General features: G+C 62.6%; 13 protein-coding genes. 7 read left to right on the top strand and 6 right to left on the bottom strand.

Annotated elements, in window-relative coordinates:
* Positions 1 to 11: 11 nt before the first annotated feature.
* The 3 genes from otnI to NTU39_RS25885 form a co-directional block, all read right to left on the bottom strand.
* Positions 12 to 806, bottom strand: coding sequence for a 2-oxo-tetronate isomerase (gene otnI / locus NTU39_RS25895; protein WP_150663624.1), 795 nt, complete (start codon positions 804 to 806; stop codon positions 12 to 14).
* Between the two features lie 57 nt (positions 807 to 863).
* Entirely contained in the window at positions 864 to 1,394 is a 531-nt protein-coding gene (locus NTU39_RS25890) for an energy transducer TonB family protein (RefSeq protein WP_150663623.1), read from the bottom strand.
* 124 nt (positions 1,395 to 1,518) lie between these two features.
* Entirely contained in the window at positions 1,519 to 2,766 is a 1,248-nt protein-coding gene (locus NTU39_RS25885) for a dienelactone hydrolase family protein (RefSeq protein WP_150663622.1), read from the bottom strand.
* A gap of 588 nt (positions 2,767 to 3,354) precedes the next feature.
* Here NTU39_RS25885 and NTU39_RS25880 point away from each other — a divergent pair.
* Positions 3,355 to 4,836 carry a hypothetical protein gene (locus tag NTU39_RS25880; RefSeq protein ID WP_257958862.1) on the top strand — a complete coding sequence of 494 codons (1,482 nt, stop codon included), beginning with the start codon at positions 3,355 to 3,357 and terminating at the stop codon, positions 4,834 to 4,836.
* Here the strand turns inward: NTU39_RS25880 and NTU39_RS25875 are convergent.
* Complete coding sequence (locus tag NTU39_RS25875) at positions 4,762 to 5,586, bottom strand: leucine-rich repeat domain-containing protein (protein WP_257958861.1); 825 nt, start codon at positions 5,584 to 5,586, stop codon at positions 4,762 to 4,764. The two genes, NTU39_RS25880 and NTU39_RS25875, sit on opposite strands and share 75 nt — an antisense overlap.
* A gap of 266 nt (positions 5,587 to 5,852) precedes the next feature.
* Here NTU39_RS25875 and arsC point away from each other — a divergent pair, with 266 nt between their 5' ends.
* On the top strand, positions 5,853 to 6,203 hold the full coding sequence (gene arsC / locus NTU39_RS25870; protein WP_150662045.1) for an arsenate reductase (glutaredoxin): 351 nt from the start codon (positions 5,853 to 5,855) through the stop codon (positions 6,201 to 6,203).
* Positions 6,204 to 6,264: 61 nt separating this feature from the next.
* Here the strand turns inward: arsC and NTU39_RS25865 are convergent, their stop codons facing one another.
* Both NTU39_RS25865 and NTU39_RS25860 read right to left on the bottom strand, forming a co-directional pair.
* Positions 6,265 to 7,038, bottom strand: a complete 774-nt coding sequence (locus tag NTU39_RS25865; protein ID WP_257960140.1) for a 3'-5' exonuclease family protein — start codon at positions 7,036 to 7,038, stop codon at positions 6,265 to 6,267.
* A gap of 8 nt (positions 7,039 to 7,046) precedes the next feature.
* A complete protein-coding gene (locus NTU39_RS25860) occupies positions 7,047 to 7,703 on the bottom strand; it encodes an MBL fold metallo-hydrolase (RefSeq protein ID WP_150663619.1) in 657 nt (218 codons plus the stop codon).
* Positions 7,704 to 7,892: 189 nt separating this feature from the next.
* Between NTU39_RS25860 and NTU39_RS25855 the strand changes: the two genes are divergently transcribed.
* The 5 genes from NTU39_RS25855 to NTU39_RS25835 all read left to right on the top strand — a co-directional run bounded on the left by NTU39_RS25855 (position 7,893) and on the right by NTU39_RS25835 (position 19,581).
* Positions 7,893 to 8,528 carry a septal ring lytic transglycosylase RlpA family protein gene (locus tag NTU39_RS25855; protein WP_150663618.1) on the top strand — a complete coding sequence of 212 codons (636 nt, stop codon included), beginning with the start codon at positions 7,893 to 7,895 and terminating at the stop codon, positions 8,526 to 8,528.
* Between the two features lie 428 nt (positions 8,529 to 8,956).
* Positions 8,957 to 9,943 (top strand): ABC transporter substrate-binding protein, encoded by a 987-nt coding sequence (locus NTU39_RS25850; RefSeq protein ID WP_150663617.1) that lies wholly within the window; start codon positions 8,957 to 8,959, stop codon positions 9,941 to 9,943.
* A gap of 282 nt (positions 9,944 to 10,225) precedes the next feature.
* Complete coding sequence (locus NTU39_RS25845; protein WP_257958860.1) at positions 10,226 to 11,134, top strand: ABC transporter permease; 909 nt, start codon at positions 10,226 to 10,228, stop codon at positions 11,132 to 11,134.
* 2 nt (positions 11,135 to 11,136) lie between these two features.
* Positions 11,137 to 11,931: an ABC transporter ATP-binding protein gene (locus NTU39_RS25840; RefSeq protein ID WP_150663615.1), complete on the top strand. Its 795-nt coding sequence runs from the start codon at positions 11,137 to 11,139 to the stop codon at positions 11,929 to 11,931.
* 330 nt (positions 11,932 to 12,261) lie between these two features.
* Positions 12,262 to 19,581 (top strand): NEL-type E3 ubiquitin ligase domain-containing protein, encoded by a 7,320-nt coding sequence (locus tag NTU39_RS25835; protein ID WP_257958859.1) that lies wholly within the window; start codon positions 12,262 to 12,264, stop codon positions 19,579 to 19,581.
* The last annotated feature ends 31 nt before the right edge of the window (positions 19,582 to 19,612 follow it).

The following is a 19,612-nucleotide window of genomic DNA, read 5'->3' as shown; positions in this document are numbered from 1 at the left end:
ACGTCGCCGCGTCAGCGCGACGCAGTCGCTCTGAGCCATGGCTTGAGCCAGCCCAGTCCCGCACGGGTTTCGCCTTGCGGGCGGTACTCGCACCCCACCCATCCCGCGTATCCCAATTCATCCAGCAACCGGAACAGGAACGGGTAGTTCACCTCTCCCGTGTCGGGTTCGTGCCGTGCAGGCACCCCGGCGACCTGCACATGGCCGATGTTGCCGATGTACTGACGCAGCTTCATCGCCAGATCGCCTTCGACGATCTGACAGTGGTAAGCGTCGAACTGGACTTTGAGATTGCCTGCGCCAACTTCCGAGCGGATGGCATGGGCCTGATCCTGACGCGTCAGGAAATAGCGCGGAAAGTCGCGCGGATTGATCGGTTCGATCATGACGGTGACGCCGTGCGCCGCCGCCTGCCCCGCCGCATACGCGAGGTTCTCGAGAAACGTGGCCCGGCAACGCTCGGGTGACTCGGTGGCATCGGGACAGCCTGCCATGACGTGCAACTGACGGCAGCCGAGCGCGTCGGCATAGTCGAGGGCGAGTTCAATGCCATCGCGAAACTGCGCTTCGCGTCCAGGCAGCGCTGCGAGGCCGCGCTCACCACTGGCCCAGTCACCTGCCGGCGCATTGAACAACACTTGCGTGAGGCCGGTGTCATTCAGACGGGTCCGGATTTCCTGCGCCGGATGCTCGTACGGAAACAGAAATTCGACGCCCCGGAAGCCATCGCTCGCCGCTTCGCGAAAACGGTCGAGAAACGGTACTTCCTGGTAGAGCAGGGTGAGGTTCGCAGCAAATCGCGGCATGGGAGTCTCCGTCGCCGACTTCCGGCGGGGCAGGGTGGGCGGATGACCCCCACGATATCACTGCCCGTCGATCTGGGGCGCCGCCACGCTGCGCAACTGGAAGCGTCCGTCGTTATTGAAGAGCCACGTCTCGACAGCACGCACACGCCCACTGCTGTCGACCAGCGCACGGCTCGGTGCCGGGAGCGGGCTCGCCCGTCGCAGGCTGGCGATGGCAATGCGCTCGGCCTCGTGATCGTCATTGCTGCGGTAGAGCGCCACGCCGGTCACGTTTCCATTGCGGTCCACCCAGTATTCGAGCGACACCACGGAGCGCAACATTGGCTGTGGATTGCCCGGTGTGATTTCGCGCGCGTTGACTTCAACGATGCGCCGGGCCGCCGCGATCTTGTATTGATCGAGACCCGTGAGCGGGGCCTGACCGAATGGAAAGTTCAGGATGAGCGGTTTCTTCGGTTCGAAGTCCGGGTTGGCACAGCCCGTCACCAGCAGAGCGCAGGCAACGGCGACGGACCCGCCGAGCACGGCGGTGCAAGCGATGCGGGCGGTACGCGGCAAATGCCCGCACCGGGAAAGTTGCGTATTCATGACTTGTCTCCCGCAACGATCGCGACACTGTTCTTGTTTTGACTACCGGTGCTGCACGAACGGCATCCGCGCCCGACGCAGGGCACGGGCGGGACACCGTCCGGGACTACCGGGACTACCGGGGTTACCCGGCGCGTGTGCCGAACGACCAGTTCGGCATCAGGGCGTTGGATGCCAGATTCTCGTCCTGCAATTTGCGCGCAGTCTCCACACCCGCGACGGGCAATCCCTTCGGGTCAAGCAGACCGATCTGCACCAGCACGCTCGCCTGATCCCAATATATGTGTTCGTGCTCCAGTTTGTCTCCCCGGAATCTCACTATGGCGACCAGCGGAATCTCGACCCGGCGTCCCGTCGGCTCGACCCCCGGCAGCATCCAGTCAACCGGCGTCGTGTGCGTGAAGCAAAACAGCAATTCGTCGACCAGTTGCGTCGCGCCGATGGTCCGTGAGATCGGAATCAATTGGGTATCGGGCGGATTGCTGTTGACGAAGTGATTTCGGTAGAAGTGCGCCAGTTGCTGGTGACCCACGCCGCCGGTCATCGTCGGAATGTGATTGACGTAAGGCTCTGGCACCATCGTCTTCATGAGCGGGTCGATCTCACGAATGGCGAACTCATACGCACAATGTGTTTCCCAAAGCGACGCGAAGTCGAAATGCGGTCCAACGACGTTGCGGATCGCGGCGATGGTGCGCTGGTGCGCAAGTTGCGTGGCCGAGCGGTTGAAGTGATCGCCGGGACGCGCGAACGCATGATCGGCGTCCGGATAGCTGTAGAGGGTGACGCTGGGATGCTTGCCGAGACGTTCGGTCAGCGCGTCGCGCACTTCTGCGGGCGCGTATTTGTCGAGTTCGGCGATATGCAATACGAGGGGCGGATGCTCGCCCGCGAGTTCTTCGACATGCTGCTCCAGCCCCACGCCGTAGTACCCGACCGCGACGTCCGCACTCGTTCGCGTCACGGACAGCGCGGCGAGCTTGCCCCCCAGGCAGTACCCGACCACACCCACGCCGCCGACGCATTCGGGCAGTGCCCGCAGCGCGTCGACGGTGGCACCCACGTCTTCCATCCCGAGATCGACGTCGAAGCTCTGGAACAACGCGAACGCGCGCTGCCAGTCACCGGACGAATACCCGAGCTCGATGCCCGGCTCGATGCGCCAGAACAGATCGGGGGCCAGCACGACATAACCCTCTTCGGCGTAACGATCGGCGAGTTCGCGGATATAGGCGTTCACCCCGAAGATTTCCTGACACAACACCAGTCCCGGACCCTTGCCTGCGCTAGAACCCTTGTTGTCGGGCGTCGCCAGATAGGCCTGAAAGGTTTTGCCGTCGCGTGACTTGATACTGATGAAGCGTCCTGCCATGTCGTTGTCCTCCGAAAGGTTTGCGGATAGCCATGCCGTGATCTGACCGACCGATTTTGAATCGGGACGCCGCATTCCGCAATCCAGGTGGGCGGCTTTCTAAAAGCGTGCAGAACTACAGGTATCGCGCCCGAGGGGGACAAAAGAAGGTCTACGACGATTGCGATGACCCAAACCGCGAAGCACAGCGGCACTTATCGAGCGTCTCGCCTCTAATGACCCGGTTCGTACAAGAGAGACATCTCCTGGACTGATGTCGTCCCGCTCACTGCCATTCACGGCGGGCGGCACGGCATTCGCGCATTCTCATTCGAAATCAAAGGACGTTGAAATTCCATGCCAAATCGCACCTACTTTCCGGCAAACGATATGACTCGCGCTGCATTTGTTCTGCCCGCGCTTTTCAAGACCATCGTCAAAAATGACCTGGCCGCGGACCTGTCCTGCGTCGCGCTGCGAGGTCGTACGAGATCGGACCCGCCGCCGTACTCCGCCGCCAACGCAGGCAGGGTGCTTCAGCATTTGCCTGCCTCCGGTCGACCCAAGCGGCCACTCATCGCCTCGGGTGCCGCAGAACTGGCGAGTGCCTTGCACGCTGTTACTCAGCCACGTACGCGGCATGCGGTGCCGCTGGCCGGCGATCTGATCTCGTCTCACGCGCTCAATGCGCTTCCCGTGTTGCACGACACCGTCCTAAATCCCATCGCTGCGACGTGTTTCGAGACCGGTGTTTCGCTGGCGATTCTGGATTCCCCGGGCGCAGTGGGCGATGTGCTGAACGACAAGGCGCGGGCGCTTCATCGGGTGCTTGCGTCGATATACAACGATGGGAAATTTTCCGACCTTGCGCTGGGACTTGCGGGACAAACGTACTCGTGGCGTCAATTGTTCGATAGCAAGATGCTCAAGAAAGTCGCTCCCGACGGCGATGAGATCGGCCGATGCGCTGCGATGGAGCTCAACGAAAGCTGGATGACCGGCGCGAAGCCATCGGGTTGGACGTGGGTCGAATCGGTCCTGCAACGCGACGGGAATGTGCCGGGTGACGGCCAATGGCGAAACACGCTGACTCAGATCTGGTTGCTGAGCAGTTTCGGCACGCTACTGTATGACCTCCTGACGGACGCCGACGCCGGTGCGCAAAACCGTCAATTCATCGCGCGCCTGATGGGAATGAACGAAGGCGCGGTTCAGACGCTGCACGACGAGATGATGCGCTCATTGCGGCACGCGGCATTCGACTCGCCCGAAACACGGGATCGATGGGAGCGTCGACCGATGGTCCGCGATGAAAACGGCGTCGATTTGACGACCGGCGCGAAGCGGGTCGACGGTCGCACGCACAACGCGGGGACGGGCCGTGTCTACGCGGCACCGAGCTTTGCGACGCAGGCGGGAAGTACGCGGCATGAAGCCCAGGTGCGGGCGATGGGACGCATGGCGATGGCGCGCGTTCATGAACCCATCCGGCAAATGGGACGCCCTGGGGTGCTGACCGACGATGGCTACGCACGTATGCCCGAACCGTTCAGGGCGCGCCTGATCCCGGCGCTGGCGTCGCATGAGCTTACACACGGCAATGCCATCAATCGATGGATCGTGATGGGTTCTTACGGTAGGCAGAGTCGCGACGCGGGCATGCCGGTGGCATGCGCGCACTCGGCCAGTGCGTTCGAAACGCTTTACGCGCTGACTTATCTGGAAGGTGAGTCACTGAGCGGCAAGCGAGATATGGTGGAAGCCGCCGCGTTGGGCATTGCGTCGTTCATGAACTTCGGCGGATACCACACGTTTGTCGAGGTGCTGCCGCTCAGTTTCGCACTTGCCGATGGCGAGACGTTTTCTGTCAACGTGAAAACGAATGCCCGTCAGCAGCTTTATGGACGTGTCGCAGCGGCAGTCGAAAGACTTTGTCCAGACATCCGCGAGACCTTTAGCGCCTACCGGAACGCGATGAACATCGCCGAGGGCCGTGAGGCATCCGGCGGCGGGCGTTCAGGCGGCAGGGACATGGAGGATCGGCTTGGGGCCGCGCACGGCGTGCCACCCGGCTATCGCCTCGCTGCTTAGCGGGTTGTCGTGCAGGTAGACGTGGCAACCGGGATGCAAACACGTCAGCGACGACGGGATGTCGTGAAAGTCATTGCCGGACAAGTGCACTTCTCGCAGATGCGGTGGCATGGCGGGCAACGACGTCAACCGATTGCCCGCCAGATTGACCGCTCTCAGGTGCGTCAGTCGATGAAAGTCTTGAGGTAACGCTGCCAGTCCGCATTGCCAGGCGTGCAGACGCACGAGATGCGGCATGCGCTCAGCGCACCCCTCGGGAAGCGCGTCGAGCGGGTTCGCCGAGATATTCAGTGCGCATAGTTCAGGCAGGCCACTATCGGGAAAGACCAGCGTCGTCACCGCATTGTTCGCGAGATTGATGCCGATAGCGCCTGCGGTAGCCGGGCCAGGAACGAAACCGGTCAGTCCGTTATTCCGGAAGTTGAGAAATTCCACTTTCGCAATATCCAACTGCGAAGCCGCTGCATCTGTTAGTCCGCTTGAGGAGAAGTCGCGCCAGGTCAGGTGCAGTCGGTGGGTCGGGCGCAACTCCAAAAACAGGGATGCTTCCCATCCGGTCGGATCGAGCATGGACGGTGCAGTCCCTTGCAGTTCGCGGGACGCGGCAACGTTGACGGCGTCGGAGAGTTGCCTGGCCATTGGGTGGGGAGCGTGGCCGGTCGTTTGGCTCGCAACGACGAGGGGACAGACATCGGAGAAAGGGGAAAGGGGCGAGGAGGTTGAAGTAGCCGAGGCGGCGGGGTCGATCAAGGACGATCTCCATTCGAGGTGAGCGGCCAAATATGACGCGTCGACAGAACGGAGTTGTCGTAAACGCCCTGAAGTTGCCGGGAAATGGGCGCATTGGGGCGCATTGCGGCGATCACGGCGCGTGATTTGGGGCACGGTTATGGCGGGTCGCACGCCACGGATTGGCCGCTCACGGAGCGATCGTGCATACTCGCAGCCGGACCGCGGATCGCGTTGTCATCACGACGGCGCCACACCGGACGCTTTTCGAACGCATTGGAGTGACCATGATTACCGTCTACCACAACCCGCGCTGCTCGAAGTCGCGCGAAGCGCTGGCTCTCGTCGAAGGCTCCCCGGCGGGCCACGACCTGCAAATCGTCGAGTATCTGAAGACGCCGCCGACGCTTGCCGATCTCAAGCGTCTGCATCAATTGCTGGGCGTGCCGGTGCGCGAGATGATTCGCAGCAACGAGACGGAATTCGCGGAACTGGGACTGGCCGATACGGCGCTGAGCGACGATGCACTGCTGGCTGCGGTGGCCAAGCATCCGAAGCTGTTGCAGCGGCCCATCGTCGTGAACGGCAACAAGGCGGTGATCGCACGGCCGCCGGAGCTGGTCAGCGGCGTGCTGTAAGCGCGGAGGAACTTTAGGGGCAGCAGGGCAGGGACTTGATGCCTGCCCTGTGCGCGCAAGGTTAGCGATGCACCGTGCTGTCCTTGCCGGGGCCGGTGGCCGGGGATTCTGCGTCGTTGGCGGATTCCGCCGATTCGGCTGCCTCGGCTTGCGCTGCGGCCTTCGCTGCGGCCGAACCGAACACCGGGGCGTCGGCATTGGCCGTCAGGCCCGCGCCACGCCAGCCGGGTAACTCGGCGAGCGTCTTCTGCTGCTCGCGCAGTTCCGCGAGCATGTTGCAGAAGAGCGCACCTTGCTCAAGCGCGTCGTCCAGCGCCACGTGCGTGTGCGGCAGCGGGTCGAGCCAGACCTGCGGCAGACGCGGCTTGATGCACTTGCGGTACGGCATGCCCGTCATCGCAAACGCGAGCGTCTTGATATCCAGCGCCGACCACGAGAACGGGCAACGGCCGACGAAGCGCATCATGTACCAGAACATGAACGTGAAGTCGAAGCCCGCCGGATAGGCCACGAAGACCGGCTTGCCGGGCAACTTCTCCACCCACTTCACGTAAGCCTTGAGCGCCTTGGCCGGGTCTTCCGGATCCACGCGACAGGCTGCCCACGCTTCCGGCTCGGTCTTCCACCACTTCATCGTGAGCGGGTGCCCCTTGGCGTCGGGCAGACATTCCAGGTTAGCGCTGAACGTGCCGATCAGTTCCTTATCGGCCGTATACGCAGCCGACGCAAAGCTCAACATCGAATGCGGACCCGGGATCGGGCCATCGGCCTCGACGTCGGTACTGACGAAAATCTCCTCGTCCACGGGAATGATGCGCGACGGGGTACGGGACATCGCCTCGCTCATGAAGCGCTCCGGGCGAGCACGGCATCGGCGACGTACGGGTTCGTCTGACGCTCCTGACCGAAGGTCGACACCGGGCCGTGACCCGGAATGAACGTGACGTCGTCGCCCAGCGGCCAGAGCTTGTCGCGAATCGAAGCGATCAGGTCGGCGTGGTTGCCGCGCGGAAAGTCGGTGCGCCCGATGGACCCGGCAAACAGCACGTCGCCCACGCTAGCCAACCGTTCGTCCTTCGAGAAGAACACCACGTGACCCGGCGTGTGGCCCGGGCAATGGAAGACGTCGAGCGTGACCTCGCCGAAGGTGACGGTGTCGCCGTCGCCCAGCCAGCGGTCGGGGGTGAACGGCTCCGGCTCCGGAAAGCCGAAGCGCGCGCTTTGCGCCTCAAGCTGGTCGATCCAGAACGCGTCGTCCGGATGCGGGCCTTCGATGGGCACGTCGTATTTGGCCGCCAGTGCGCCTGAGCCGCCACAGTGATCGAGGTGGCCGTGCGTCAGGAAAATCTTTTCGAGCGTCACACCCTGACGTTCGATCTCGCCCACGATCCGGTCGATGTCGCCGCCGGGATCGACCACGGCAGCGCGCTTCGTGGCGTCGCAGACGAGCAGGGTGCAGTTTTGCTGGAAGGGCGTGACAGGTATCAGAGTGACGTTCATTGGGCTATCGGGGACGCAATTTTTGTCTATTGTATTCGGCCACGCGTGTCGTCGCCCGCAGCCCTGTCCCGTTTGCCGCGCCCAATTCAAGGTAACGCATTGTAAACAAGTCTCAACGCGTAAGTGAACGCTCGCTGTTAGGTTGATTTTTGTGGCGTGTTAGACTTGCGGGCTATGCGAACACGCGACATGCTCACACGGTTCGCGGTCTGCTGCGCCCTCGCCCTGACGTTGACAGCCTGCACAACGCCGCTCGAACCTCCCAGCCAGACGGCTGCCGCCACTTCGGCGACAGGCGCGCGCGCCCGTGCGCGCGAAGCCAATTCACCCGTCGGGTCCAGTTTCGATTTGCAATGGCCGGGCCGATCCTATCGAAACGAGGGTCTCAACCCCGGCGATCCCGATGCTCCCGAGCGTGATGGCGAAGCGCGTCTGCGTGCCGACGCAGGCACCTTCTTCCAGTCGGGCACGGCATCGTGGTACGGCAAGAAGTTTCACGGTCGCCGCACCGCAACCGGCGAAGCGTTCGACATGAACGAACCGACCGCCGCACATCCGACATTGCCGCTGGGCAGCTTCGCGCTGGTGCGCAACATCGCCAATAACAAGACCGTCGTTGTGAAGATCAACGACCGCGGCCCGTACACCCGCAATCGCATCATCGATCTGTCCTACGGCGCGGCGAAGCAACTCGACTTCATTCGCGCCGGACATACCAAGGTCGAAATTCGCCGCCTCTCGCGCAGCGAAGTCGCAGCCCTCGGCCTCGACGACGCCAGCAGCGCGCAGAACAACACGCCGAGCACCCCGAGCAAAGTGCAGTAATTCCACCGGCTACCTCCCTCAATCCCGAACGTCATTCCGAATTCCTTTCGGACGTGTCTTAAAAAACGGGACATCTACTGCGCATTTATTGTGCAAACAACGCACATTGCGGGTGAAACACGCCGCATTCTTTCGATTTTCGGTGCATCCCATTGGCTGAACGCCTCGCACGAACGTGCGCGCATCGAATTGCGCACGACCGAATCGGCTAATTTTTTTCCGATTGCCGCATAAAAATGCCAGCGTTTGGGCGCAATCCGATGTTCCACGGGCGTCCCGGGAAGTTGCGTTGGCAACCGTTGTTCGCTGCCGGGGATGTGGGTAGACTGTGCCCCACGCGCAGGTGCACGCTTTGTGTGCATCCGAAAGAGGCCCGCCGAGACCCGGGCACGGCGCACCTATCAAGAAGCATTCCTGGAGGAGTTTTGATGTCGACGATGGGCAAATACGCCAAGCGCACCGTGCTGTGCGCGGTGGCCGCAACGTTGTTGGGGACGACCGGCGCGGCATTCGCGGCGGAGACGAAGTCGGTCGCAGTCGTGGCGATCGTGGAGCACCCGGCACTCGACGCCATCCGTGATGGCGCGCGCGACGAACTCAAGGCCGAAGGTTACGAAGTCGGCAAGAACCTCAAGTGGGAATACCAGAGCGCACAGGGCAACACGGGTACGGCAGCACAAATCGCCCGCAAGTTCGTGGGCGACAAGCCGGACGCGATCATCGGCATTGCAACGCCGACGGCTCAGGCCGTGGCCGCTGCCACCAAGTCGGTGCCGCTCGTCTACTCGGGCGTGACCGATCCGGTCGCTGCACAACTGGTCAAGAGCTGGGGTGCTTCGGGCACCAACGTGACCGGCGTGTCGGACAAGCTGCCGCTGGATAAGCAGATTGCGCTGATCAAGCGCGTCGTGCCGAACGCGAAGAAGGTCGGCATGGTGTACAACCCGGGCGAAGCCAATTCGGTCGTGGTCGTCAACGAACTGAAGAAGCTGCTGCCTGACGCTGGCCTGACGCTGGTCGAAGCCGCCGCACCGCGCACCGTCGACATCAGCTCGGCCGCGAACAGCCTGGTCGGTAAGGTCGACGTGATCTATACCAACACGGACAACAACGTCGTGTCGGCATACGAATCGCTGGTGAAGGTAGCCAACGACCGCAAGATCCCGCTGGTGGCTTCGGACACGGACAGCGTGAAGCGCGGCGCGATTGCGGCACTGGGCATTAACTACTATGACCTCGGTCGTCAGACGGGCAAGGTCGTGGGCCGTATCCTGAAGGGCGAAAAGCCGGGCACGATTGCCTCGCAGACCAGCACGAATCTGGAACTGTTCGTCAACACGGCCGCTGCCGAGAAGCAAGGGGTGAAGCTGTCGGACGATCTGGTGAAGGAAGCCAAGACGGTCATCAAGCAGTAAGCGACTCACCCGCGACTCACGCGCACCACGACGGTTATCCCGCTGTGGCGGTGTATGCGTGACACCGGTGCTGCGGGCTAACGCCCGTAGCATTGGCGAGCGACAGGGCGGCGTCCGGACACGATCTGTCCCCGCCGCTCTTTTCCTATCGAACGGGCGAGATGGCTCCCCCCGAAACGCGGTCGCACAACGACCGGCTATGACCTGAACTGGCCGACTCGGCCGTGCGGGCGCCGATGCCGAGACCCGGTATGGGCCGTCTTGCGCAGTGGAATTACGAACATGTCCTTTTTCTCGATGATGGGCGCTCTGGAGATCGGTCTGATCTTCAGCCTCGTGGCGCTCGGGGTGCTGATCTCCTTTCGCATCCTCAATTTCCCCGACCTGACCGTAGACGGCAGCTTTGCGCTTGGCGGCGCAACGGCGGCCATTCTGATCGCGGGCGGGGCCAATCCGTTTGTCGCAACGCTCGTCGCCATGGTGGCCGGCGCTTGCGCGGGCTTCATCACCGGCTGGCTGAACGTGCGCCTGAAGATCATGGATCTGCTTGCCAGTATTCTGATGATGATCGCGCTGTACTCGGTCAACCTGCGTGTGATGGGCGCGCCGAACGTGCCGCTGATCACCTCGCCGACGGTCTTCACGATGCTGCTGCCGGAGAACGCCCCGGACTGGCTGCCGGACTATGTGCTGCGTCCGCTGCTGCTGCTGGTAGTCGTGGTCGTGGTGAAGCTCGGTCTGGATTACTTCTTCTCGTCGCAGCAAGGTCTCGCGATGCGTTCGACCGGCGCGAACCCGCGCATGGCGCGTGCGCAGGGCGTGAACACCGGTCGCGAGATTCTGGCGGGCATGGCGCTGTCGAACTCCCTCGTGGCGCTGGCAGGCGCGCTGTTCGCGCAGTCGCAGGGCGGCGCTGACATCTCAATGGGGATCGGTACCATCGTGATCGGTCTGGCTGCCGTGATTATCGGTGAGACGATTCTGCCGGCGCGACGCCTCATCCTGACCACGCTGGCCGTGGTCGTCGGGGCCGTGCTGTACCGCTTCTTCATCGCACTCGCATTGAATAGCGATTTCATCGGTCTGAAGGCGCAGGACCTCAACCTGGTGACGGCCTTGCTCGTGGCGGTGGCACTCGTGCTGCCTGCGACGCGTCGCAAGCTGTTCCCGCGCAAGAACGGAGGTGCCTGATCATGCTGAGCGCAAAAGACCTCAAGATCACTTTCAACCCGGGCACGCCCATCGAAAATCGCGCGCTGCGCGGCATGTCGCTCGATATTCCGACGGGCCAGTTCGTCACCGTGATCGGCTCGAACGGTGCAGGCAAGTCGACTTTCCTGAACGCGATCAGCGGTGACCTGTCGGTGGATTCGGGCACGATTTCCATCGACGGCAGTGACGTCACAAAGAAGACCGCGTATCAGCGCGCGAATCAGGTGGCGCGTGTATTCCAGGATCCGATGGCAGGTACGTGCGAAGCGTTGACCATCGAGGAAAACATGGCGCTGGCGGTGAAGCGCGGCGAGCGTCGCGGCTTTCGCATCGCTCTGAACAAGGATCTGCGCGAGCGCTTCCGCGAAAAGCTCAGCCTGCTGAACCTGGGGCTGGAGAATCGCTTGTCGGACCGTATCGGGTTGCTCTCGGGTGGTCAGCGTCAGGCCGTGAGTCTGTTGATGGCGTCGCTGCAACCGTCGCGCATTCTGTTGCTCGACGAGCACACGGCTGCACTCGATCCGAAGACGGCATCGTTCGTGCTGGAACTGACGGCGCGCATCGTGCAGGAGAGCAAGCTCACGGCGATGATGGTCACGCACAGCATGCGTCAGGCCCTCGACTACGGCGAGCGGACCGTGATGCTGCATCAGGGCAAGGTCGTTCTCGATGTCTCGGGCGAAGAGCGCAAGGGACTGGACGTGCCGGATCTGCTGCAGATGTTCGAGCGCACGCGCGGCGAACAACTCGATGACGATGCGCTGTTGCTGAGTTGAACGGCGTTTGAGAAAGAGAGAAAACCCCCGGTCGAACCGGGGGTTTTTTTGCGCCTGCGTAATTTCATATTTGCGCCAAATCCCCATCCAAATCGGGCAATTTCCGCGCGGGAGACAGATCCTGAAAGACGCGCTAACGCATTCACAAAAAAATCCTGGCTTTCGAATTTGGATTTTTAGTGTCTTATGCTTAACGCCTCAAACAGTGTTCCCAGTACGTCGGCAGCGTTGCATCAGTCATGCTTCGATGCGCCTTCGCCTGTCGACGTAACACCTGCCGACGACGGCGCACACTCGCTTGCAATCGCCCGTCACGATCCTTGGCCCACCATGAAGCGTGACGTGCTGTCGTGCTTCGCGGTTCTCGGGACGGCTGCCGGTCTTGCGACCGGCGGTGCGCCGATTCTTGGCGTCGGGTTGGCGCTGGGTGGCGCGTTCTCGGCGTTGCTCAAGTGGGGGCCGACGAATTCGGCATCGCGGGAAGCGGCGTTTCAGGAACTCGTCACGGAGATGCGCGCGGCCGGGGTAGCCGACGCCGACATCAAAAAGCTCTCAGGCGTGTGTCGCGACAACGGATCGCAGGCTGCCCTCCTTCACGCTATCTTTCCCGAGTTGTCGTCACCGGCACTCGCGATGTGGCTCAAAGACGTCGAGCGACTCGACGCGTATCGACTACTCGACTTCGGCAAAGTGGTCTTCCAACTGCGACAGGCACTCAATCTGGCACCGCAGCGCAATCCCGACGAAGTCCTGCGAATGCTGCCCGTGGGCTACTGGGTCGGCTCGCAGGAAGCGGAGAACGCCCGGCAATTCGATCCGAGCAAAGTCGGCGTGGAAAAGCCGCTGGCGACAGCAGCGCGAGAAGTGCTGTCGCACTTGTACGGCAGTTTTCGCCCCACGCCGGTCGATCCGACGCCGGTGAGTGCGGCCCAGGCCGAGCGCACGGCAGTCGAACACCGGGATGCGCGCGCATGGATCGAGAACAACGACCTGCGAGGCATGGACGCCGGACGCGCCGAAGTCGCGCTGGGCGATTGGCAGGCGCGTACCGCTCAGGACGTGCTGCGCCGCAAGCGCGACGCCTTGCTCGAGCAGAAAGACCCTATCAAAGCGGGCACACACAGCCGCCAATTGGCGCGTCAGGCACGAGCGATTGAGCTCCAGCAAGCGCTGCTTGGCGAGTCCATCCCGGCCAAACGCGATGTGCTGCGTGGAGAATTGCGCGAGCTAAAGCAAGCCATCGACGTCTGGCATCTGACGAAAGGCGAGCGCACCGCCCAACACAGAGAACGTGTCGGGCTCGCGCCGTTCGCTCCCCCAACCCTGCCGGAACCGCGCCGCGTTGTCTCTGTGAGCGAGGCATCGGCGTGCAACGAAAGCGGTAGCGGCATATTCGTGGGAGGCGAGCCACTCATGACGGCCATGTCTGCGGCCCCCCGGCATGGTGGTGCGTTGCAGTCGGTGTCGCGTGCGTTAGGTCACATCGGCCGCCCGATCGGTGCGTTCGTCGCGTCGATATTCGCGCCGGATTCGCCCAACACACGATCTGCCGACGTGGAGCAGGGCACGCCGCTCACGGACTTCCGCGATGGCAGGCCGGTCGCCGCGCCCGTCGACATCGAAGGTGCAGTGAGGGTCGTGGAGGCGCCGCAGAGTGCCGTCCGGACGTGGATCGCAGGGGCATTGAAGACGACGTTAGGAAGCGCGTCTCTCTATACCGGCTACGCGGGCCTCGAATGGTTGCGCAGTCGCGGCCCATCGGGCGCGCAACCGTCACCGGCTTCGCAAGCCGGTCTGGCTGCGTCGTCACTCACGCCACTACAGCAAGCGTTGATCGACACACTTGCGGGCAGCGTTCACGCGAACGAGAACGGAGCGTGGGGTTCCACACTCGATGCCGTCGCAGTCATCCTGCGCGGTGAGCCCGACCCTCACGCGCCGCAAGTGATCGCCAGTGTGACGGTAGTACTGCGTGAGGATTTCAATGATGTCGCGTCGGTGTACGCGAACGACTTCGATGGGCCGAGCTTCATCGATGGTTTCGGCAGTCTCGGCGAAGCTGACGATTTCGGTGAATTCGATGTGCCGGACGACGTGGACGCCGAGGGGTTGCCACACCGGCGATTCCGTCGCGCCGTCGATGCGAGCGGTGCCGCGCAGAAGCTGGAACAACAGCGCTCCGAGGAAGCGGGAGATCGGGCGACAAAGGCGCGCGTCGTCGAAATCATCGACGCCGTCGCTCAGCACGAGCAATCGGCATCGGCAAACGACGAGAAGTTGCTTTTCGGTGCGCTGCCCGCTCATTGGCGGACCGATCCGACGCTGGACTGGTTATCGAGGGCGCCCGAGTCGGAGCAGAAGCTCTGGGTACACGCCGTGCAAAAGGCTAACGACCGCTTCAACAGCTTCTCGAAAGCCATCAACGACGCGCAACCGCTCGATGGCATTTACGCCGCGTTCGCGAACCTGGGACTCGACGGCTTACCCGCCGCATGGTCGGTCACGTGTCCCGTCACCATCCCCGGTATTCAGGCACCTGTCACCGCGCGCCAAACCCTCATCGAAGCTTGCCTTACGGGCGATACGCGACGCGATCCGCAAAAGTTCGAAGGCTTCATCGATGGCGTGCCCGCGTCGGCAGACCAGACCCGGCGCATGCGCGAGTTGCTTGGTGCCAGTGAGTGCCGCACGTCGCCGCAAGCGCGCCTGATGTCGATGACGTCCAACATTCCGTCGCTGAAGATCCACCTCGCTGCGTTCCTCGAAAGCGAACTTCATCGCGACATTCTGGAAGCCAAGCTCAAAGGCCATCTGACGGGAGGCCGAGACGCGTGGATTCGCGCGCTGGATCTGATGCATAAGGCGATGAGCGATGCGCCGGACGTCAGCGTTGGGGAATTGCGTCTCGCGCCACCGGGTATGTCGGAAATTGCGCTGGTCCCGTGGCTGGTCATCACCGACAAGCCGCGTCGGGATACCGATTCGAACGGCTGCGTCGTGCTGTACCGACCCATTGAAAAGACGTGGTCGGTATTCAACAGTCGGCAAGAACTGTTTCAGTACCTCGACGTGGCGCGCATGCGCAACACGCTGGCCGGTGAGATGAACCCGGCGACGGTCACGACCGGGGGGGACGACGCGCTGCGCTTGATGCCGCAGGTCGCACTCGAATCGGCCGCTCCGCGCCATCGCACCGAGTTGCGCAAGTTTTTCAGGACGCAGGCCGAGAACCCGGCGAACTGGAAGCCCGAATACCTACGGTTCGAAGCGTACGAGGGCGAGCGCCTCGCCACGCGCATGCAAGCGTGGGCGCAGCGACAACTGGAACTGCATACGCAGCAGCTCGAACCGCTGGCGAGAGTGCCCGGTCTGGCGTCGCAACTGGTCGATGCCGCCGCGCTTGAGCGTCACTTCAAAGCCTATGAGGACGAACATCTCCCGCCGCTGCGCGAATTCACCCGTCGCATAGAGAGCACCAAGCTCACGCGCGGGCTGCGTGGCCAGGGGTTGCCCGATCTGGGTGAAATCGACGCGGACCGGATTTTCATCGACTTCAACGGGCGCAACATGACGGTGACCGACTGGGTGCTCGAAGGCTATCGCAAGCATGGCGATAACGTGCTTGCGAGCACGAACAACTTCCAGCGCGACGCGCAGATTTCGGCCGGGAACGCCGAAGTTGCAGCTCGCCTGAGCACGCCAGCGTACAAGCAGAGTCTCGAGAGCAACCTGCGCGCGACCTACGCGGGCGATGCATTCATCAGGCATCTGCGTGACTGGCTGGCATCGACCGACGCCGAGTCGCAGACATTTCGTCGCCTGACGCAAGCCGCGATGCGTATGCAATTGCAGGTGACGCTTTCGCGGGAGATCGCGAACGGCCGTATCGAGCAACAGGATGCCTCGTGGATGACGACGCTCGTCGATGGCTTGCCGCTGCACGTCGCGAGCGGAGATACCTTCATCAGCGAACTGTCGATCGACGATCGCCGCATTCCGGGGCTGCTGGTGTTCACGCAGCGCAAGCGTTCGTCGAGCGACGCGACAAGCGAGGTGCTGCGCCGCGATTTCGTGTGGTTGCCGGAGGGGCCCTACGGCACCGAATGGCTGCCGCTGGATGAGTATCGCCAGGTCATGCACCAGTCGCCGTACGACGACGACTTGCGTGGGCGCGTGCTCCACCCGGATCGCGTCGTGATCGACAACGCGTTAAACCACGGCCGGGGCGTCGATGCCTCCCGCGTGAAGACACAGCCGCTGACCGACTTCGCAAGCTTGAGTGACCAGCGTCTGCTCGACCGCATCTCTAACGCGCAGGAAGACACCACGAGCCGTGGGGAAGTGATCTGGGGCGAGGTGGTGAAGGGGCTTCGATTTGCAGCGATGCCGCTGTGCGTCGCGACGACGGGCGGCGCTGGCTTTCTGCTGTGCGGGCTCGATACGGCGGTGCTCGCCGGTATCGATATCGAGAGCGCAGTATCGAACGTGCGCCGTGGCGACATGAACGGTGCACTGCTCGACGTGGCGTTCCTGTGGGCGGATGCGCTCGATATCGGTCCGGCGCTGCGCGTCGTGAATCCGGGACGTCTGCTCAAGTGGGCGGGGAAGGCTCACTTTGCCAACGCGGGGGAAGTCAGCGAGGTGCTGAGTCAGGTCAGGGGCCAGCGTGCGGCGTTCGACGATGCCGGGCATCTGCGCGATACGTTGGCGCGTCACGGGATCGACATCGGGGCCGCCCGACCGACGCCGATCCGCGCCGGTACTGTGAGCGGCGGCGTGCGTTACGAACATGAGGGGCGCGACTACATCAAGGACCGCGGTCGAGTTTTCGAAGTGTTCTCCGACAATGCGTGGTCGACAGTTCGCGTGCGTGATCCGCAGCGCGTGAACGGGCCGGGCGTGCCGGTGACGTTCAGCAACGGGCGCTGGCAATGGGACGACGGCGGATTGCTCGGTGGCGCGCCGACGTCGGCCAAACGCCCCCGGATTGCCGACCCTGTCAATTATCTGGTCGACCTCGGCATGTCTGCCCGCGATGCACGTGTTTTCCTGGACGCCTTCGTTTTTCCGCCGGGAGTGGAGGATTCGCGACGCCTTGCACTCGTGCAGGAAATGCATGGCGGTCTGCAAGTCCCGGGTTGGGCGCGCCGCTACGTTCGCGCGTCCGAGCGTGGGCAAGTCTTCGGCAGCATGGGGCAGACGCCGGTCGAGGTACTGGGGAAATCGGGCGGCGCCGTCGATCCGTCACGGCGGCTGAATCGGGATCAGTTCGAATTTCCGAACGCCGCGATGTGGGACTGGTTCGATCTGGCGTTGTCCAAGGGGGAGCGTCCGACGTGGGCGGCGAAGTATGCGAAGACGCTCGACGGCATGTTCGCTCCCGAGGAGGTGCTGGCAGCCAAGGGGATCTTCGACAGTCCCGAGGCGGCGGAGCGATATCTGTCCTCGTTCGACCCGCTCGATGCGTCTGATCGCACGCGTCTGGCCAACGACCGTATGGGGCTGCGGCATACACCGGAGTGGGCTTATCCGTACCTGCGTCCCACCGAGGCGATAGCCGTACTCAGAAGCGAAGGGATGACGGCGGAGCAGATGCTCGTCGCGACGGGAGCGTTTGCGAGCGATAGTGCGGTCCGCAATTACCTGAGTCAGTTCGACATCTCGAAGATGCAGATACATGGCGACGCCCGCGAGTGGATTGCGCAACGGCGGTTGCTGTCCGGTGCGACGCCCTTGGGGCTCGGTGAGTTTCTGCGAACGCCTATCGATATCCGCAAACCGGCATCGAAGATGCTGATCGATGCCGGGATATTCCCGACCCAACGGGCGGCCAGCGCGTACCTGTCGAAGTTCACAACGTATAACCCGCTCAGGCGCAAGCTGATGAACGATCAAATAAAGCAGATCGCACTGACGCGCATTCTCGAGGGGGTGCCACCCGCATGGTCGTTCGAGCTGGTAGAAGCGCAAGACGTGTTGGCGCTGTTCGGACCGGATCGGATACCGCGCAATATCGGCAGTCTGACCATCCATGCTTCGGAAGCGGGCCGTCTGGAACTGCCAACGGTGATGCCACACCTGAGAACCCTGCACATTACCGGCCCCATCGATCTCACGCTGCCCGTGGAACTGCCGAAGATCAAGTCGTTCATCGTTAAAGGCGCTCGTGTACCGCGTGACTTCAGCGTGCCGGTCGGGGCGCGCGCGACCACCGTCGTCATCGATGCGACGAACGCGCACACCATTCGCATTCCCTATGGCTGCCACGGGATTCGCAATATAGGGATGGACGGTAATCCCGCGCTGCGCTCCGTCGTCGTGGCGTCTGCGCCGCCGGGCGCTGTCGATGCGCTGCCTAACGCGCTGGTGATCGAAATGCTGAACAACCGACGCCTTCAGGAGATCGAGCTGCCGCTTGAATTGCCTCAGCTGCTGAACCTGAATCTCGCAGGCAACGATCTGACACGATTTCCGGTGACGTCCGAACATCGCATGAATACGCTGCGAACGCTCAATGTGCGCAACAACCGTATCGCCACGCTCGGCGGTTTGCCACACGCGCCGCACTTGCAGACGCTCAATCTGGATCGAAACCAGTTCGCCAGCATTCCCGCGTCGGTGGCGGGCTGGCGTGGCGAAAGCCCGGCGGAGAACATCTTTGCGCGGCGACTCAATGTTTACCTGGAAGAGAATCCGATTTCCGAGGAACACATTAGGCAGTGGACAGGGCGTGTGCAAATCAATAACGAAGCGCGAATCTACTTCTCGATGGCGAATCCGTTTGCGCATCTGGAGGCGCGCCCGCTTGCCGATGCCGTGTTCGACTGGTTCCCGGCACTGACGCAGGACGCACATCGGAAGGTCTGGGAGGCTTTCGCGGACGAGGCGAACGCGATGGATTTTTCCGCATTTCTCGATCGGTTGCGTCGAACGGTGAATTTCAACGAGCCGGCGTTCCGTGCGCGGGTGCAGAAATGGCTGGAGCGGTTGGAGGCCGACAAGGCGCTGCGCGACGATACGTTCCCTGTCAGCTTGTGTGCGACCGCATCGTGTGAAGATCGCGTAACGCACGCGCATGGTCAGATGAAGCAGGTGTTGTTGGCTGCCGATGTCGCAAACGGCGTGTACAACGACGATCCAAAGCTGCTGCGCGAGACGATGCGCGGCCTGTTCGACCTCGAGGTGCTTGAGCAGATCGCGCGCGAGAAGTTCAGGGCGATGGGCGGCGGCGACGAAATCGACGTATATCTGGCTTATCAGGTGAAGTTGCGCGGCCCGCTGTCGTTGCCGACCGATGCGACCGACATGCGCTATTTCGCGATCTCTGGCGTGACGGAGGCGGATCTGGCGGCCGCGAAGGCGCGGGTATTGTCCGAGGAGAAGACGCATTTCGACAGCTACCTGTCGAACTCTGCTCCCATGCAGAAAGCCATCAAAAATAAATACCCGGAGGCATTCGCCAAGGCGGAGGACGCTTTGACCGACATCACAGCGGATGCCGAGGCGTTCGAGCAGCGGGTGAAGGCGCACCTGAAGGACACCGGCATGGAAGACGACGCCGATGCGATTCGCGAAGCTGGCCCGGTCGTCTTGCGAGCGTTGACGCACGAGTTCTACGGTCCGCTCGTCAGGGATCTGCTTGAGGGCTAACCGCTCATGCAAACGCCCTCGGTTTGGCCGA

Origin of the sequence: Pandoraea commovens (assembly GCF_024704525.1) — a bacterium.
GTDB lineage: Bacteria > Pseudomonadota > Gammaproteobacteria > Burkholderiales > Burkholderiaceae > Pandoraea > Pandoraea commovens.
This window is presented reverse-complemented; position numbering and strand designations above follow the sequence as displayed.

Bases quoted from the DNA above. Each gene is read 5' to 3' on its own strand.
- otnI (WP_150663624.1), bottom strand. From the start codon at position 806: ATGCCGCGATTTGCTGCGAACCTCACCCTGCTCTACCAGGAAGTACCG.
- NTU39_RS25840 (WP_150663615.1), top strand. From the start codon at position 11,137: ATGCTGAGCGCAAAAGACCTCAAGATCACTTTCAACCCGGGCACGCCC.
- NTU39_RS25835 (WP_257958859.1), top strand. From the start codon at position 12,262: ATGAAGCGTGACGTGCTGTCGTGCTTCGCGGTTCTCGGGACGGCTGCC.
- NTU39_RS25890 (WP_150663623.1), bottom strand. From the start codon at position 1,394: ATGAATACGCAACTTTCCCGGTGCGGGCATTTGCCGCGTACCGCCCGC.
- NTU39_RS25865 (WP_257960140.1), bottom strand. From the start codon at position 7,038: ATGTCCCGTACCCCGTCGCGCATCATTCCCGTGGACGAGGAGATTTTC.
- NTU39_RS25850 (WP_150663617.1), top strand. From the start codon at position 8,957: ATGTCGACGATGGGCAAATACGCCAAGCGCACCGTGCTGTGCGCGGTG.
- arsC (WP_150662045.1), top strand. From the start codon at position 5,853: ATGATTACCGTCTACCACAACCCGCGCTGCTCGAAGTCGCGCGAAGCG.
- NTU39_RS25855 (WP_150663618.1), top strand. From the start codon at position 7,893: ATGCTCACACGGTTCGCGGTCTGCTGCGCCCTCGCCCTGACGTTGACA.
- NTU39_RS25860 (WP_150663619.1), bottom strand. From the start codon at position 7,703: ATGAACGTCACTCTGATACCTGTCACGCCCTTCCAGCAAAACTGCACC.
- NTU39_RS25885 (WP_150663622.1), bottom strand. From the start codon at position 2,766: ATGGCAGGACGCTTCATCAGTATCAAGTCACGCGACGGCAAAACCTTT.
- NTU39_RS25845 (WP_257958860.1), top strand. From the start codon at position 10,226: ATGTCCTTTTTCTCGATGATGGGCGCTCTGGAGATCGGTCTGATCTTC.